General features: G+C 69.5%; 14 protein-coding genes and 1 pseudogene. 8 read left to right on the top strand and 7 right to left on the bottom strand.

Annotated features, from left to right (window positions below; genetic code table 11):
• The first annotated feature begins 34 nt into the window (after positions 1-34).
• Positions 35-880: a hypothetical protein gene (locus LX88_RS39815; protein WP_258952926.1), complete on the top strand. Its 846-nt coding sequence runs from the start codon at positions 35-37 to the stop codon at positions 878-880.
• On the opposite strand, the gene LX88_RS39810 is transcribed toward LX88_RS39815, so the two are convergent.
• Positions 877-2289 (bottom strand): MFS transporter, encoded by a 1413-nt coding sequence (locus LX88_RS39810; protein ID WP_258952925.1) that lies wholly within the window; start codon positions 2287-2289, stop codon positions 877-879. The two genes, LX88_RS39815 and LX88_RS39810, sit on opposite strands and share 4 nt — an antisense overlap.
• Positions 2290-2343: 54 nt before the next feature.
• Complete coding sequence (locus LX88_RS39805; RefSeq protein WP_258952924.1) at positions 2344-3105, bottom strand: glycerophosphodiester phosphodiesterase family protein; 762 nt, start codon at positions 3103-3105, stop codon at positions 2344-2346.
• Positions 3106-3401: 296 nt separating this feature from the next.
• Here LX88_RS39805 and LX88_RS39800 point away from each other — a divergent pair, with 296 nt between their 5' ends.
• The 3 genes from LX88_RS39800 to LX88_RS39790 all read left to right on the top strand — a co-directional run bounded on the left by LX88_RS39800 (position 3402) and on the right by LX88_RS39790 (position 6476).
• Positions 3402-3743, top strand: coding sequence for a hypothetical protein (locus LX88_RS39800; protein ID WP_030475304.1), 342 nt, complete (start codon positions 3402-3404; stop codon positions 3741-3743).
• A 72-nt stretch (positions 3744-3815) separates the two neighbouring features.
• A complete protein-coding gene (locus tag LX88_RS39795; RefSeq protein ID WP_258952923.1) occupies positions 3816-5816 on the top strand; it encodes a putative bifunctional diguanylate cyclase/phosphodiesterase in 2001 nt (666 codons plus the stop codon).
• 15 nt (positions 5817-5831) lie between these two features.
• Entirely contained in the window at positions 5832-6476 is a 645-nt protein-coding gene (locus tag LX88_RS39790; protein WP_258952922.1) for a VOC family protein, read from the top strand.
• 4 nt (positions 6477-6480) lie between these two features.
• Here LX88_RS39790 and LX88_RS39785 read toward each other — a convergent pair whose 3' ends face one another.
• Entirely contained in the window at positions 6481-6945 is a 465-nt protein-coding gene (locus tag LX88_RS39785) for a PPOX class F420-dependent oxidoreductase (protein ID WP_258953038.1), read from the bottom strand.
• A gap of 10 nt (positions 6946-6955) precedes the next feature.
• Between LX88_RS39785 and LX88_RS39780 the strand changes: the two genes are divergently transcribed.
• The gene (locus tag LX88_RS39780) at positions 6956-7798 is read left to right on the top strand and encodes an alpha/beta fold hydrolase (RefSeq protein WP_258952921.1); all 843 of its coding nucleotides are present in this window, start codon (positions 6956-6958) and stop codon (positions 7796-7798) included.
• A gap of 7 nt (positions 7799-7805) precedes the next feature.
• Here LX88_RS39780 and LX88_RS39775 read toward each other — a convergent pair whose 3' ends face one another.
• From LX88_RS39775 to LX88_RS39765, 3 genes are all read right to left on the bottom strand, one after another.
• A complete protein-coding gene (locus LX88_RS39775; protein ID WP_258952920.1) occupies positions 7806-9014 on the bottom strand; it encodes a GGDEF domain-containing protein in 1209 nt (402 codons plus the stop codon).
• A 258-nt stretch (positions 9015-9272) separates the two neighbouring features.
• Positions 9273-10472, bottom strand: a complete 1200-nt coding sequence (locus LX88_RS39770) for an MFS transporter (RefSeq protein ID WP_258952919.1) — start codon at positions 10470-10472, stop codon at positions 9273-9275.
• 3 nt (positions 10473-10475) lie between these two features.
• Positions 10476-11975 carry a carboxylesterase/lipase family protein gene (locus LX88_RS39765; protein ID WP_258952918.1) on the bottom strand — a complete coding sequence of 500 codons (1500 nt, stop codon included), beginning with the start codon at positions 11973-11975 and terminating at the stop codon, positions 10476-10478.
• Between the two features lie 140 nt (positions 11976-12115).
• Here LX88_RS39765 and LX88_RS39760 point away from each other — a divergent pair, with 140 nt between their 5' ends.
• Genes LX88_RS39760 through LX88_RS39750 form a run of 3 tightly spaced genes read left to right on the top strand, consistent with a single transcriptional unit; the run spans position 12116 to position 14987 of the window.
• Positions 12116-12775 carry an HAD family hydrolase gene (locus tag LX88_RS39760; RefSeq protein WP_258952917.1) on the top strand — a complete coding sequence of 220 codons (660 nt, stop codon included), beginning with the start codon at positions 12116-12118 and terminating at the stop codon, positions 12773-12775.
• The gene (locus tag LX88_RS39755) at positions 12772-13776 is read left to right on the top strand and encodes a phosphotransferase family protein (RefSeq protein ID WP_258952916.1); all 1005 of its coding nucleotides are present in this window, start codon (positions 12772-12774) and stop codon (positions 13774-13776) included. Before LX88_RS39760 ends, LX88_RS39755 begins: the two co-directional genes overlap by 4 nt.
• Positions 13776-14987, top strand: a complete 1212-nt coding sequence (locus LX88_RS39750; RefSeq protein WP_258952915.1) for an acyl-CoA dehydrogenase family protein — start codon at positions 13776-13778, stop codon at positions 14985-14987. Before LX88_RS39755 ends, LX88_RS39750 begins: the two co-directional genes overlap by 1 nt.
• 136 nt (positions 14988-15123) lie before the next feature.
• Here LX88_RS39750 and LX88_RS39745 read toward each other — a convergent pair.
• Positions 15124-15422 (bottom strand): annotated as a pseudogene (locus LX88_RS39745) (IS982 family transposase); the annotation flags it as partial.

Genomic DNA, 15422 nt, shown 5'->3' with positions numbered 1-15422 from the left:
GAATTTGGAGCGGCGGTACCGGACGCTGCTGAAGGTGTTGCCGCGGTGGTACCGGCGGGACCGCGAGGAGGAGATGGTCGGGATCTTCCTGGCCGAGCGGGAGGACGACCTCGACCTGGAGCACAGCTGGCCTGGGTGGGGGGAGACGTGGGCGGTGCTCGGGCTCGCGGTGCGCACGCATCTGGCGGCGGGGGCGGCTCTCACGAGTGTCCCGGCCAAGGTGGTGTGGCGCGGCGAGGTCGTGCGGGCGCTGGGGATGCTCGGGTTGTTGCTGGGGCTGTACTACGCGACGGCGGCGGTCGTGCAGGTCTTCACGCTGTTCGGCGGGCTGGATGCGGTGGCTTGGTGGCGGGTGGTGGAGCTGGCGCCGTTCGTGGCTTTTCCGGCGTTGCTGAGCGGGCGGCGGACGCTCGCGAAAGTGGCGGCGGGGGCGCCGGCGTTGTTGTCGGTGGTGGCGCTGGGTCAGCCCGGGCCCGCCGCGCTGATGTGGACGGTGTTCCAGCTGCCTTCGTTGGTGACGTTCGCGTGTCTGTGCCTGGGTTTCCACCGGGACGCGCCGGTCCTGCCCGCACGCAGGTTGCTGTGGTGGGGTGGGGGAGCGGTGGTGCTCGGGGTGGTCGGCGGTGTTGCGGCCGGGGCCGGGTTGTTGTTGCTCGGCCTGATCACGGTGGGAGCGCGCGTCTTCGCGTTCGTGCGGGGTGACGCGGTGTTCGGGCGGGCGTTGTCGTTGTTCGCGTTGCTGCAGCTGGTTCCGCTGGTGCTGCTGGCTGTCGCGTGGGACGAGGCCGTGATGTCGCGGACCGTGCTGGCCGTACTGCTCGTGCTGGTGGTGGTGTTGCCGGTGCGGCGCCGCTCGAAAGCGGCGCCGCAGGTCACCTAGACGAGTACGGGTTCCTTGTTGCCCACGGCCTTGATGGCGCGGCGGACGGGCACGAAGATCAGCAGGACGAAGCCCGCGACGAAGAAGATGATCAGGGCGAGGATGGCGGGCCGCAGGCTGCCGGTGGCCTGGCCGACGCCGGCGAAGACCAGTGGGCCGAGCCAGCTGGTGGAGCGCTCGCCGACCTCGTAGAGCGAGAAGTACTGGGCTTCGCGGCCGGGCGGGACCATCTGGCTGAACAGGCTGCGGGACAGGGCGTTGGTGCCGCCGAGCACGATGCCGATGCCCGCGGCGACGAGGTAGAACGACGTCTCGTCGCCCGCCTCGACGAAGAACGCTGCGGTGATCACGACGATCCACACGACGAGCGAGCCGAGGATGGTCTTCTTGGCGCCGACGCGCTTGGCGATGAAGCCGTGCAGCACGCCGCCGATGAACGCCACGAACTGCACGATGAGGATCACCGTGATCAGGGTCTGCTGGTCGAACTTGAGCTCGATGCTGCCGTACTGGGCGGAGACGTTGGCGACGGTGGCGATGCCGTCGGTGTAGATCAGGTAGGTGCCGAGGAACGCGAGGGTGAGCGGGAAGGCCTTGGCCTGCCTCAGGGTCGTGCCGAGTTCCTTGAAGCCGCCGGAGATCACCGAGGCGCCCTGCTCGCCGCCGTGCGGGCGCTGGTGCTCGGTGAGGGCGCGCAGCGGGATGATCGTGAAGGCCGCCCACCAGATGCCGGAGATGACGAACGCGATGCGCGCGGCGTCGCCCGAGCTGATGCCGAGGGAGTCGGCCGAGAGCGTGATGCCGAGCTGGACGGCGAGGGCGACACCGCCGCCGAGGTAGCCGAAGGCCCAGCCTCGGCTGGAGACGGCGTCGCGTTCGTCGGGGGTCGCGATCTCGGGCAGGAAGGCGTAGTAGACGACGACGCTGGAGCCGTAGCAGATGTTCGCGATGATGAAGAGGAGGACGCCGAGCTTCCAGTTGGTGCCTTCGACGGTCGCGAGCGCGATGGTGGCCGCGGAGCCGGTGAAGGCGAAGAAGCCGAGCATCTTCTTCTTGTTCTGGGTGCGGTCGGCGATGGCGCCCATGACGGGCAGCACGAGCACCTGGACCACGGTGGCGATGGAGAGCAGGTAGCCCCAGAGCGAGCCGGAGGGGAACTGCAGGCCGAGGATCGTGACGTCGCAGTGGTCGAAGGCGTTGTCGTTGGCGCACGGGTTGGCCCCGTTGAGCGCGTTGTCCGCCTTGGCCGCGTTGGTCGCGATGCTCGTGAGGTACAGCGAGAGGAAGACGGTGATCACGGACGTGGGGAACACGGAGTTCGCCACGTCGTACCAGACCCAGCCGCGTTGTTCTTTCTTGCGGCGCCCGGCGTTGTTGGCGTCGGCGGCGTCGTCGCCCTTGACCTTCATGTCGGCGGACTGTACTTGTCCGCCGACACGTCCAATGATCGACTGTCCAAGCTGTTACCAGCTGTTGCGCGACTGGAGAACTTCGCGCAGGACGTCGGGCCGGTCGGTGACGAGGCCGTCGACGCCGAGGTCGAGCAGGGCGCGCATGTCGGCTTCGTCGTCGATGGTCCAGACGTGCACTTCGAGGGATCTGCGGTGGGCCGCCTGGACGAAGCGGCGGTCGACGATCTGCAGGCGGCCCTGGCTGACGGGGACCTGGGCGACCTGGCCGCGGACGGCGAGTCCGGCGAGGGGGACGCGTCCTGCGGCCCAGAGCGCGCCGGCGGAGCGGGGGCCCATGGAGGTGAGCAGGCCGGGGCCGGCGAGCTTGCGCAGGCGGGCGAGGCGGTTGTCGGAGAAGCTGGCGAGGCAGACGCGGTGCAGCGACCCGGCCTTGCGCAGCAGGGTGATGATGGGTTCGACGGCGTGCTCGGACTTGACGTCGATGTTGAAGAACGTGTCGGGGAGTTCCTCGAGGACGTCGGCGAGGCGGGCGATGGGTTCGCGGCCGCCGACGCGGGCGTGCTGGACCTCGGCCCAGGGGAGTGCGGAGACGACGCCTTGGGCGTCGGTGGTGCGGTCGAGGGTCTGGTCGTGGTGGACGACGACGTGGCCGTCGCTGGTGGCGTGGACGTCGGTCTCGATGTAGCGGTAGCCCTCCTGCACGGCCCGGCGGAAGGAGCTCAGCGAGTTCTCCATGCCGGTGAGGTCGTCGACGTGCCAGCCGCGGTGGGCGAAGGCGCGGGGGCGCGGGCCTGTGAGGTAGGGATGTGTCACGTGCTGGAGTGTGCCTTCCGGTGGTGGCTCTGGGGTGGACGGTGGGTGGCGACACACTTTCTTGTTGATCTCTATTACTTCAGTGTTGCCTGAAGTCAAGCCCATCAGTCTCAGCATCCCTCGGACGACCACCGACCAAATCTGCAAAGGAACAGGCGAAAACAACGGAAGTTGATCAAACCCCACCCGAAAGCGACACGAACGGCCGTGCGGGTACTGTCCGGTTCCCTACGAAGGTCTGGCTTTCTGGCGCGTCGCTGGAGACCACCCACCACCATTCGCTACCGTCGCGCGCCATGGAGCGCTCCATGGAGGCGGATGAGCCCAGGCACTGTGCGTGGTGCGGGAGGCGGTTGCCCGGGAGCGGGCGGATCGGCCGGCCGCGGAGGTACTGCGCACAGCCGTGTCGTCAGCGCGCGTACGAGCGCAGGGCGGCGTTGCAGCGTGGTGGTCTGCCGGAGGACGCGGTGGTGCTGAGCACCGCCGAGCTGGCGGATCTGCAGGACAGGTTGTTCCAGCTGCGGTGTGCCGCGGAGGATGTGGTCACGGCGGCGCAGGACGGGGCCGAGAACGAGGAGCTGAGGAAGCTGGCCGCGGAGCTGGTGGAGTCGGCGAAAGGTCTGGAGCGGCTGAGATAGCCGTTCGCACATCAGCGAACTGACCGGCGTAGCGGGTTGCTTACGTCCGGTGATCGGACGATCATGACGCGCGTGACCTCCTACTGCCGCACGGTGCTGGACCGAGCGGGTGTCGGCTATGCCGTGACGGATTCGCGCGGGAACCTGTTGTGGTGCAACCGCGCGTTGGGTGTTGTGCTGGGAGTTCCGGTCGAGCAGGCGTACGGGCGGTCGTTGCCCGCGCTGCTCCCGGGGGTGCCGGAGGTGCCCGCTCCGGTGCGGGAAGTGCTGGTGCCGGGTCCGAAGTGGCTCGAGGTGCGGTGCTCGAAGCTGGGTGACGACCTGATGTACGAGGTCGTGGACGTGTCGGCGTGGCGTGATCGTGAGTTGACGGTGACGCAGGAGGCGGACGCGTTGCGCCGGGCTCAGGCGCTGGGGCGGATGGGTACGTGGGAGTGGTCGATCCGTGAGGACCGGGTGACGTGGTCGGACACGTTGCTGGAGATGTTCGGGTTCGCGGCGGGGACGGCGTTCGACTTCGAGATGTACTCGCGGCTGGTGCACCCGGACGACCTGCCGATGATCGAGGAGACGCTGGACACGGCGTTGAAGACGGGTTCGGTGTTCACGTACACGCATCGGATGTTGCGGCCGGACGGCAAGGAGCGGGTGTTCGAGTGCTTCGGTGAGGTCGTCGTGGGGGACGACGGCACTCCGTTGCGGGCGTTGGGTACGGCGCATGACGTGACGCAGTCGTCGCGGGTGCATGACGAGCTGGTGCGGATGGCGGAGCAGGATCCGTTGACGGGTCTGCCGAACCGCAGGGCGTTGACGCGTGCGCTGGAGCAGGAGCTGGCGAACAACGGTTCGGGTGCGTTGCTGGTGCTGGACCTGGACAACTTCAAGGACGTCAACGATCTGCGTGGTCATGCGGTGGGTGACCGGGTGATGCGGATGCTGGCGAGTGCGTTGCAGTCCCGTTTGGGTGACAGGTTGATCGCTCGTCTGGGTGGTGATGAGTTCGCGGTGGTGTTGCCGGGGGCGTCGCCGAAGGACGCGTCGGAGGTGGCCGACGGGTTGCGGGACGCGGTGGCGGGTTTTCCTCTGGCGGGGATTGGTACGCCGGCGCGGATCACGGTGAGCACGGGGCTGGCGGAGTTCGGGCCGGGTGACTCGTGGGAGCTGGTGCTGGCGAACGCTGATTTGGCGTTGTACGCGTCGAAGGCGGCGGGCCGGGACCGGGTGACGGTGTACGAGCCGAACCACTACGCGGACACGGTGAAGCGGGTCAGTGTGCTGGACCGGTTGCGGTCGGCGCTGGCGGGTGGCGGTCTGGCGTTGTACGGCATGCCGATGGTGGAGCTGGCGACGGGGCGGGTGCTCGGGCACGAGTTGTTGTTGCGGCTGGAGGACGGGCAGGAGCCGTATCTGGGTCCGGCGGACTTCTTGCCGGTGGCGGAGCGGTCGAACTTGATCCTGGAGGTGGACCGGTGGGTGCTGACGACGGCGATCGACGCGTTGGTGGCGCAGCCGGATCCGTTGTTGCGGTTCAACGTGAACGTGTCGGGCCGGACGCTGGAGGATCCTGATTTCGGGGATTTCGTGCTGGACAAGCTCGGTTCGGCGGGGGTTGCTCCTGGCCGGTTGGGGTTGGAGATCACGGAGACGGCGGCGGTGACGAACTTGGACGCGGCGGTGACGCTGGCGACGCAGCTGCGTAGTTTCGGGTGCCGGATCACGTTGGACGACTTCGGTTCGGGGTTCGGGTCGTTCGTGCACCTGAAGCACTTGCCGATCACGGGGATCAAGATCGATGGTGAGTTCGTGAAGGGCATCGAGACCAACGCGGCGGACGCGGTGCTGGTGTCGGGGATCGTGCAGATCGCGAACGGTTTGGGGTTGTCGTCGGTGGCGGAGTGGGTGGAGCGTCCGTCTCAGGTGGACGCTTTGCGCAAGCTCGGGGTGCGGGTGGGGCAGGGTTTCCACCTGGGCAGGCCGGTGCCGTTGCGTGATGTGGTGAGTGCGGAGCGCATGCCGCCGAATGGCGCATTGTCGTCTCAGGTGGTCGGAGCAGAGGATGGGGCGCGCTCCTGATTTCCGCCTGATGGGATGCCTGTGTCGTCTTGTGGTCTTCGTCGTCTCGAGTTGAGTGTTGCCGAGCCTGAGTCGTCGGTGGATTTCTTCGCCGGTGTGCTGGGGTGGACGGTGATCGCGGAGCCGGGTGGGTCGTTCTCGGGCTGGGTGGGTGATCGGCTGGCGGCTCAGGTCGTTGCGGGGGACCGTGGTTGGCACGTGTTCTTCGGTGGTGACGGGCCGCGTGGGTTGACGGAGGACTCCTCTGTGGACGGCGGCCGGGTGTTGCATGGTCCGTGGGCGCCGCCGCCGAGGCATGGTGAGCCGTGCTGGGTCGAGTTGATGGTCGAGGCGCCGGAGGACGGGTTCTGGACCGGTGAGCTCGGCTGGGAGGTCAAGCCCGCGGTGGAGGACTTCGTTCTGTTCACGTCCGCGCGGCATGGGGAGCCGCGTGCGGTGGCGGGGCGTTTGGCGACGTCGCGTGCGCGGGGCTGGCAGCCGTATTTCGCTGTGGACGACGTGGTGGCGGCGTGTGCGCGGGTGTCCGGGTTGGACGGTCGTGTGCTGGTGGAGCCCATGTCCGTGCCGACGGGGTTGGTCGCGTCGGTCGAGGGCCCGCGCGGCGGCTCGTGTGTGTTGCTGGAGGCGCCGGCGGGCTGGGGCGGGACGTGGTCCGGCTAGCGGGTCATGCGTCCAGTTCGGGTGGGAAGCCGCCGGTGGCGATGGGGCCCCAGCTGTCGATGGTGACGCGGATGAGTGATTTGCCCTGGCGGAGCATGGCGGCGCGGTACTCGTCCCAGTCGGGGTGTTCGCCTGCGATGCAGCGGTAGTACTCGACGAAGTCGTCGAGTGCCTCGGGGAGGTCGAGGACTTCGGCGGTGCCGTCGATCTGGACGTAGGCGTCGTTCCAGTCGTCGGAGAGCACGCACAGGGTGACGTGGGGGTTGCGGCGGGCGTTGCGGACTTTGGCGCGCTGGGGGTAGGTCGCGATGACGATGCGGCCTTGGGTGTCGACGCCGCAGGCGACGGGGGAGACCTGCACGCCGTCGGTGGTGGAGCGGTGGGTGATGAGGACGCCGTGGTGTCGGGTGGTGAGGAACTCGAGCAGCTGCGGCCGGTCGACGAGGTCGGCCGTGGCGATCTTCGGCATGATGTGCAGCATGGCACGCTTCACCTCGTTCGACGGCACGGAACTCGCTTATCGGGAGATGGGTGAGGGGGCTGCGCTGGTGGTTCTCGCGGGTGGTCCCGGGAGGGCTTCGGAGTACTTGGAGACGCTGGGCGGTCTGGACGCGTCGCGGCGGCTGGTCGTGCTGGACAACCGGGGGACGGGGTCCTCGGACGAGCCGGTGGATCCGTTCACGTACCGGCGGGACATGCTGGTGCGGGACGTGGAGATGTTGCGCCGGCATCTGGGGCTGGACGTGGTGGACGTGCTGGGGCATTCCGCCGGTGCGGGGATCGCGATGGGGTATGCCGCGGACTTCCCCGGCCGGGTGGGGAAGCTGGTGTTGCTGACGCCGGCGTTGCGCAGTGTGGGGTTGTCGCCGGAGCAGAGCGACTGGGACGTGTTCCTGGCGGCGCGGGCGGATCGGCCGTGGTTCGAGGGGGCGACGGCGGCGCTGGCGCGCAACGCGGCGGGGGACGATTCGGTGCAGAACCGGGTGGCGGCGTCGCCGTTGCTGTACGCGCGGTGGGATGAGCGGGCGCAGCAGCACGCGGACGCGGAGCTGGGTCAGTGGAAGTACGAGGTGGCGCTGGGTTACAACGCCGAGGGGGCGTTCGTGCCGGGGGTGTTGCGGCGGGCGCTGGCGGACTTCGGTAATCCGGTGCTGGTGTACGCGTGTTCTGAGGACCCGATCTCGCCGGTGCGGCGGTGTGTGCAGCTGGCGGAGCTGTTCTCGGACGTGACGGTGTACGTGCACGAGGGTGTGGGGCACTACCCGTGGGTGGAGGACCCGCTGCGGGTGTCGGCGCAGGTCGCGGCGTTCCTGGGGGCGTGACGGGGGGTCAGCGGGCGGAGGCTGCGGTGGCGACGCGGTCGCGGCCGTTGTTCTTGGCCTGGTAGAGGGCTTCGTCCGCGGCGAGGAGCAGCGGGGACAGGTCGGTGGCGCTGTCGGGGAACACGGCGGCGCCCACGGAGGCGGTGAGTCCGGCGACGACCTGGCTTTCGCCGAGGCGGTCGAGCGCGACGATGTGCAGGCTCGCGATCTCGAAGCGGATGCGTTCTGCGGTGGCGCGGACTTCTTCGGTGCTCACGCCGGGCAGCAGGACCGCGAACTCCTCGCCGCCGAACCTGCCGACGAGGTCGTAGGAGCGCACGGAGTGTTTGAGGGCGTCGGCGACGGCGCGCAGGACTCTGTCGCCGGCGAGGTGGCCGTAGGTGTCGTTGATCTGTTTGAAGTGGTCGAGGTCGAGGATCAGCACGCCCACTGTGGACTGCAGGCGGCGGGCGCGTTCGATCTCGCGGCCGGCGACGTCGTGCCAGAAGGTGGCGTCGACGAGGCCGGTCTTGGAGTCGGTGCGGGCGGCGACGCGGAACTGGGGCAGCAGCAGGCCCATGTGCAGGGCCAGGACGGTGAGCAGCAGCAGCGGGGTGAGCCAGGGGCGGCTGGTCATCATGATCGCGAGCACGGAGCCCAGTCCGATGGAGGCGAGGATGATCAGCTGGTCGGAGGCGTTGCCCAGGGCGGCGCGGGCGGGCTGGTCGCGGTTGGTCATGATGATGGCGCCGACGACGAGGGCGTAGTTGACGAGCCAGTAGACGAGGCCGGCGCTGGTGAGCGCGAGCAGCCCGAGTGGACCGTCAACGTCAAGGGGCCGGTTCGAGAAGAATCGGAGAACGAGTTGCGCCGCGGCGCATGCGAGTACGACAGTGGCCGCGGAGAACACCTTGCGGAACAGGACCGCCCGCCGTTTGTAGACCCGAAGCCACGCGTGCAGGTAGCTGATGCAGATCAGCGCGACCAGCAGCGGCGTCGGTAGTACGAGCACGCCCGCGAACAGCCACACGGACTGCATGTGGGCGTGCGGCGAGCCCTCGCGGGAGATCTCGCGGATCCGCTCGATTCCCTGGGCCGCTTCCAGGTGCAGCACGGCACCGCCGGCGAGCAGCAGGAACGGGGTCCAGGTCAAGGCCTCGGCCGGGGTACGCCATGCGGTGGCGAGCGTGACGAGGGACGCCAGAACGACCACCGTCACGACGTAGGCCAGCACCACCGGAGGAAGCGACCATAACCTCCATCGGCGCGGGTCGAGCCAAGGCACGCTGCCACCCCCACACCACCGTCAGGAAGAAACAACTGTAGCTACCGGGTAACTCAAAGTCGTGGCTCCATGTGGGGGACCTCACCCTGAGTAGTACTCACGATTTTCCGCACCCCTTTTGTTCGAAGGAGATCGTCATGATCGTTCGTTCCGGCTCCCCGCGTCCCGTCCGCCCGAACGACTGGCAGCGTCCCAACGACTGGCAGCGCCCTAACGACTGGCGTTCGAGCGAGACCCGCTGACCCACCAGACGACCGCCGCACCGCCTGCCGCGAGCACACCCAGTGCTCCGGCGGCGGCGATGACCAGGTGCACCGCGATCCGTTCCGCCGCCACGCCCGCCAAGGCCACCCCTAGGCCTTGGGACACCCGCAGTGCCGTGACGGCGAGACCGAACGCCTGCCCGCGCGAGGAGTCCGGAACCGAGCGCACGAAACTCGTGTTCGCGACCAGGTGGTAGGCACTGGCCGCTCCGGACAGCGCGAACAACCCGACACTGACGAGCAGGCCCGGCCGCAGCGCGGCCGGGATGAGCACCGCGCAGGCGGCGATCGCGAGCCACGGCATGAGCCGCAGCTGGCGGCGTTCGTCGAGCCGTGCGACGAGCAGCATGCCGGCCGTCGCGCCGGCGGCGTAGGCGCCGAAGATCGCTCCGACCCCGGTGGGTCCGGCGCCGATCTGTGCCGAGTAGGGCGCGGCGAGTGCTTCGCCGGTGATGTAGAAGCCGGAGACGCAGGCGAGTGCGACGAGCGCGCGCAGCCGCCGGTCGCCCCACACCAGTCGTGCCCCGCCGACGAGGTCCGCGGGCCAGGCCCGCGTGTGCGGGCTTTTCGGTGCGGGTCGGTCGAGCAGGAACACCCCGGTGAGCAGGGCCGCGAGCAGGAAGGTCGTGGCGTCGGCGACGAGGACCAGTGCCGGTCCGAGCAGCGTGACCAGTGCGCCGCCTCCGACGAACCCGGCGACCTGGGCGGCCTGGGTGAGGGTGCCGAGCACGGCCTGGCCCATCGGGTAGCGCTGGTCGGGCAGGATCTGCGGCAGCAGCGCCGCGCGTGCCGCGCCGTGGGGTGCGCCCGCGAGCTGGACGAGCACCAGCAGGGCGGCGAGTACCCACAGCGGCAGTCCGGGTATGGCCATGAGCAGCAGCAGTGCCGTGCGCACGAGGTCGGCGGCGACCATGACCTCTTTGCGGGCGAACCGGTCGGCGAGCCCGGAGAGCAGGGGCCCGCCGATCAGGTCGGGCAGGAACGTCAGCGCGTAGGTCAGGGCGGTGAGGCTCGCGCTGGCGGTGCGGTCGTAGACGTGCACCGTCAGCGCGACCCTGGCGAACTGGTCTCCGGCCACCGACACCACGTGCGCCACCACCAGGGCGCGGAACTCGCGGTCGCGGGCGAGGTCGCGGTAGCCGGGCATGCGCTACAGGATGGACGACCAGAACCCGCACTGGTGGTCACGGGCGAAATCGGCGGGGCCGATCTTCCCGGCGGCCAGCGACTGCACCTCGGCGTGCCATCCCGGATCACCGGTGCGGGCGAAACGCCCCCACGCCGTGACCATGTAGTCCGACAGCTCCCGCTGGGCGGCTGTCAGCGGTACGCCGAAGTCGAACAGCAGCGGCAGCTCCGAGGCGTGGAACGCGCCGTAGCCGCCGGGGAACGGCGGCATGCCGGGCAGGAACATCGGTACGTCGCGGTCGGCGAACTCGTACCCGGACACGTGCGTGTGCCTGTCCAGTTCCCTGCGGGTGACCTGGGCGGTGCACGACCACGACTTGTCGGTGAGCAGCCGGGCGATCTCGTCGCGGGCGTCGCCGTTGCCGTTGACCGGGTACCGGGCCGCGACCTTCTCCGCGTTCGCGGCGAACAGGGAGGTCAGCGTCGTGCCGTAGGCCTGCTCGGGGATGGGCTGCGGGAAGGCCAGCGGTGCGAACAACGTCATCTCGTCGTGCGTCGTGCCCACCATCGCCGGCACCCGGTGCATGCGGCCGGTGCGCTGCGCGACGACCGGGTCCACGGGCAGCAGTGCCGTGCCGTAGGCGGGGGAGGAGAACGTGTCGTGCACCGGCAGCAGCTTCTCCACCGGCTGGGCCCGCAGGCACGCGAGGTCGGCGCAGCCGGCGGTGCCCACCCCGAGCCGTTCCACCTCGGCACGCGGCTTCCACAAGTGCTCGAACGTGCCCGGCCGGGTGGAGGAGGGCGAGTCGACCCCGCACGGCCCGGACTGGATGATCGCCTTGGCGAACAACCCCGCCGCCCGCGGTGAGGCGAGCTGGGCGCAGATGCTCAACCCGCCCGCAGACTCGCCGAACACCGTGACGTTGCGGGCGTCGCCGCCGAACGCCCGCGCGTTGCGCCGCACCCACTGCAGCGCCGCCTGCTGGTCGGCGAGCCCGAACGTGCCCGAACCGGGCAGGCCGGGATGGCCGAAGAACCCGAACACGCCCAGCCGGTAGTTGACCGTGACGACCACGGCGTCGTTGCGCGACGCCAGCCACCGCGCGTCGTACATGGACGCGCCACCGCTGGTGAACGACCCGCCGTGGATCCACACCATCACCGGCCGCGACCGGTGCGCGCGGCCGGCCGGGGTGGTGACGTTGAGGTAGAGGCAGTCCTCGGTGAGCGACGGCGGGGCGCCCAGCCCCGCTGCCTGCGCGCACATCGGCGCGGGTGCCGTGGCGTCCCGCACGCCCTGCCACGGCGTCACCGGCCGCGGGTCGCGCCACCGGTTCTCACCGACCGGGGCGGCGGCGAACGGGATGTTCCCGAACGTCCGCACCTGCTCGGTCACCGTTCCGCGCACGGCGCCTTTGTCCGTGCGCACCACCTGGGCGTCGCCCCCGGCCGCGGCCGAGGGCGTTGTGATGACGGCGAGCGTCATCGCGGCGGCCAGTGCCACCGTTGCGATCTTCGGCATGAGTTTCCCCCTTCGAACTCGAACGTATCGAGGTCCGAAGTGCCCGGACACCCCCGCAAAGACCAGTTCCCGGATACGTTGAAGGAGGGACAGGGCGTCACCGGTTGCCCACATACCGACCGGTCGGTACCCTCCGTGTCGTGGGTGACACAACGCTTCCCGGGCCGCAGCCCCTCGTCGACGCGCTGATCTTCGACTGGGGCGGCGTCCTGACCGTCTCCGTGCCCGAGTTCGTCGGCGCCTGGCTGCACGCCGAGACCATCGACCGCGAGGTCTACGGCCGCATCATGCGCGACTGGCTGGGCCGCGACGCGCTCCCGGACAACCCCGTGTTCCGCTTGGAGACCGGCGAGCTGACCGTGCCGGAGTTCGAACGGCTGCTCGCCGCCGAGCTGATCACCACCAGCGGCGCGGGCATCGACGAGAACGGGCTGCTGGGGCGCATGTTCGGCGGCGCCACCCCGGACCCGGCGATGGTCGAGCTCGTCCGCAAGGCCCGCGCCGCCGGCCTGCACACCGCGCTGCTGTCCAACAGCTGGGGCGAGGGCTACCCGAAGGACCTGCTGCTCGAGCTGTTCGACACCGTCGTGATCAGCGGCCGGGTGGGCTTGCGCAAACCCGACGAGCGCATCTACCTGCACACCCTCGAGCAGGTCGGCGTCCCCGCCGCGCGCTCGGTGTTCTTCGACGACGCACCCGTCAACGTCGAAGCCGCCCAGTCCGTCGGCATGCACGCCTTCCGCCACACCAGTGCGGAGAGCACCCGCGCCCACCTCGCCACCCTCGGAGTGAACCTGTGACCGACCTTCCCGGCCTCGACCTGCAGGCACTGGCCGCACACCTGGGCACGGGCCCGCTCACCGGCGAGCTGTTCCGCGGAGGCCGCTCCAACCTCACCTACCGCGTCAGCGACGGCACCCGGACCTGGGTGCTGCGCCGCCCGCCCCTGGGCCACGTCCTGGCCACCGCCCACGACATGGCCCGCGAGTTCCGCGTCATCTCCGCGCTCGCCGACACCACCGTGCCCGTGCCCGCCGCCCACCAGCTCGTCGAGGACACCTCCGTCATCGGCGCGCCCTTCTACCTCATGCAGGAGATGCCCGGCGCCGCCCTGCGCGAACGCGGCCAGTGCCCGTGGCTCACCCCTGAGGACGCCCGCACCCTGTCCGAACGCCTCGTCGACGTGCTCGCCGACCTGCACTCCGTGGACCCCGCCTCCGTCGGCCTGCAGGACTTCGGCCGCCCGGAGGGGTTCATGGCACGGCAGGTCAAGCGGTGGGGCAAACAGCTCGACGCCTCCCGCAGCCGTGAGCTGCCCGGCATCGACGAACTGCGCGACACGCTCGCCGCCACCGTCCCGGACTCCCCGCGCGCCGCGATCATCCACGGCGACTACCGCCTCGACAACGCCCTGGTCACCCAGGACCCGCTCGCCATCAGCGCCGTCCTGGACTGGGAGATGGCCACCCTGGGCGACCCGCTGGCCGACCTCGGCCTGCTCTACGTCTACTGGGCCGGCCTGGGCGTCGACAACGACCCCATCACCGGCAGCGTCCCGTCCCTGCCCGGGTTCCTCAGCGCCGACGAGCTCGTCGCCCGCTACACCGCCCGCACCGGCACCGACACCTCCGGCCTGGGCTGGTACATCGCCTTCGGCTACTTCAAGCTCGCCGTCATCGTCGAAGGCATCCACTTCCGCTTCGCCAGTGGCAAGACCGTCGGCGCCGGCTTCGAAAAGCTCGGCGCGTTCACCGTTCCCCTCGTGCGGCAGGGACTCGCCGCCGCCCACAAGGAGCTCTAATGGACTTCGCCTACGACGCCAAGACCGAGGAACTGCGCACCAAGCTCCTCGCGTTCATGGACTCCCACGTCTACCCGGCCGAAGCGGTCCTCGAACAGCAGCTGCACGACGCCTCCGACCCGTGGGAACGCCAGCCGATCCTCGAAGAGCTCAAGGCCGAGGCACGCCGCCAGGGCCTGTGGAACCTCTTCCTCCCGGATGCCGAACACGGCGCGGGCCTGACGAACCTGCAGTACGCGCCGCTGGCCGAGATCACCGGCCGCAGCCCGCACCTCGCCCCCGAGGCCCTCAACTGCGCCGCCCCCGACACCGGGAACATGGAAGTGCTCACCATGTTCGGCACCGACGAGCAGAAGAAGCAGTGGCTGCAGCCCCTGCTCGACGGCGAGATCCGCTCCGCGTTCTGCATGACCGAACCCGAGGTCGCCTCCTCCGACGCCACCAACATCGCCACCCGCATCGAACGCGACGGCGACGACTACGTCATCAACGGCCGCAAGTGGTGGTCCTCCGGCGCGATGAACCCCAACTGCGCCATCTTCATCGTCATGGGCAAGACCGACCCCGACGCCGAACGCCACCGCCAGCAGGCCATGATCCTCGTCCCGCGCGACACCCCCGGCGTCACCGTCAAGCGCGCGATGCACGTCTTCGGCTACGGCGACCACGCCCACGGCGGCCACGCCGAGATCGAGTTCACCGACGTCCGCGTCCCCGCCTCCCACCTCATCGCCGGTGAGGGCGAGGGCTTCGCCATCGCCCAGGCCCGCCTGGGCCCCGGCCGCATCCACCACTGCATGCGCCTGATCGGCATGGCCGAACGCGCCCTCGAACTGATGTGCCGCCGCGCCTCGTCGCGTGTCGCGTTCGGCAAGCCCATCGCCGCCCAGGGCGTCGTGCACGAGTGGATCGCCGAGTCCCGCGTCCGCATCGAACAGGCCCGCCTGCTCGTGCTCAAGACCGCGTGGCTGATGGACACCGTCGGCAACAAGGGCGCCCACACCGAGATCCAGGCCATCAAGATCGGCACCCCGTCGATGACCGAATGGGTCCTCGACAAGGCCATCCAGGCCCACGGCGGCGCCGGCGTCAGCCAGGACTTCCCGCTCGCGGAACTGTGGGCCGCCACCCGCACCCTGCGCCTGGCCGACGGCCCCGACGAGGTCCACCGCATGTCGCTGGCCAAGAGGGAACTCAAGAAGTACGTGTAGACGCAGGGAGAGCACGCCAGACCGGCCGACGTGCTGGCGAAGCTCGATGACACGGGTGACACCCGGCATGCTCTTCGCCGGGGTGTCACCCGTGTCAGAGGTGGTCCGGTGCCTCTAGATGACTGATTCCAAGGGGTCAGTGGTCGTAGGCGGTCAATGACCGCATGACTGGCTGCCCGGTCTTGTCGTTGTGCCAGATCGCGGTGGTCAGCGCCAGAACCCGTTGCAGGACACGGACTATGACTCCGGCTGGAGTGCGTCCGCCGTGCTGCTCCAGGTCGAGCTGTCCTTTGAAGGTCTGGTTGATCGACTCGATGGTCTGGCGCAGTGGCTTGAACAACCGTGCGCCAGGCCGCTCGGGCTCGCCCTTGCGAGCCGGTCGCAGCAACTCGATCCCTGCCTCGGCCAGGTCGCGTTCGAAGGCCTTGCCGTAGT

The sequence above is a fragment of the Lentzea californiensis genome (genome assembly GCF_024648825.1).
Taxonomy (GTDB): domain Bacteria; phylum Actinomycetota; class Actinomycetes; order Mycobacteriales; family Pseudonocardiaceae; genus Lentzea; species Lentzea californiensis.
This window is presented reverse-complemented; position numbering and strand designations above follow the sequence as displayed.

Bases quoted from the DNA above. Each gene is read 5' to 3' on its own strand.
- LX88_RS39780 (WP_258952921.1), top strand. From the start codon at position 6,956: ATGGCACGCTTCACCTCGTTCGACGGCACGGAACTCGCTTATCGGGAG.
- LX88_RS39790 (WP_258952922.1), top strand. From the start codon at position 5,832: ATGCCTGTGTCGTCTTGTGGTCTTCGTCGTCTCGAGTTGAGTGTTGCC.
- LX88_RS39765 (WP_258952918.1), bottom strand. From the start codon at position 11,975: ATGCCGAAGATCGCAACGGTGGCACTGGCCGCCGCGATGACGCTCGCC.
- LX88_RS39785 (WP_258953038.1), bottom strand. From the start codon at position 6,945: ATGCCGAAGATCGCCACGGCCGACCTCGTCGACCGGCCGCAGCTGCTC.
- LX88_RS39770 (WP_258952919.1), bottom strand. From the start codon at position 10,472: ATGCCCGGCTACCGCGACCTCGCCCGCGACCGCGAGTTCCGCGCCCTG.
- LX88_RS39810 (WP_258952925.1), bottom strand. From the start codon at position 2,289: ATGAAGGTCAAGGGCGACGACGCCGCCGACGCCAACAACGCCGGGCGC.
- LX88_RS39800 (WP_030475304.1), top strand. From the start codon at position 3,402: ATGGAGCGCTCCATGGAGGCGGATGAGCCCAGGCACTGTGCGTGGTGC.
- LX88_RS39750 (WP_258952915.1), top strand. From the start codon at position 13,776: ATGGACTTCGCCTACGACGCCAAGACCGAGGAACTGCGCACCAAGCTC.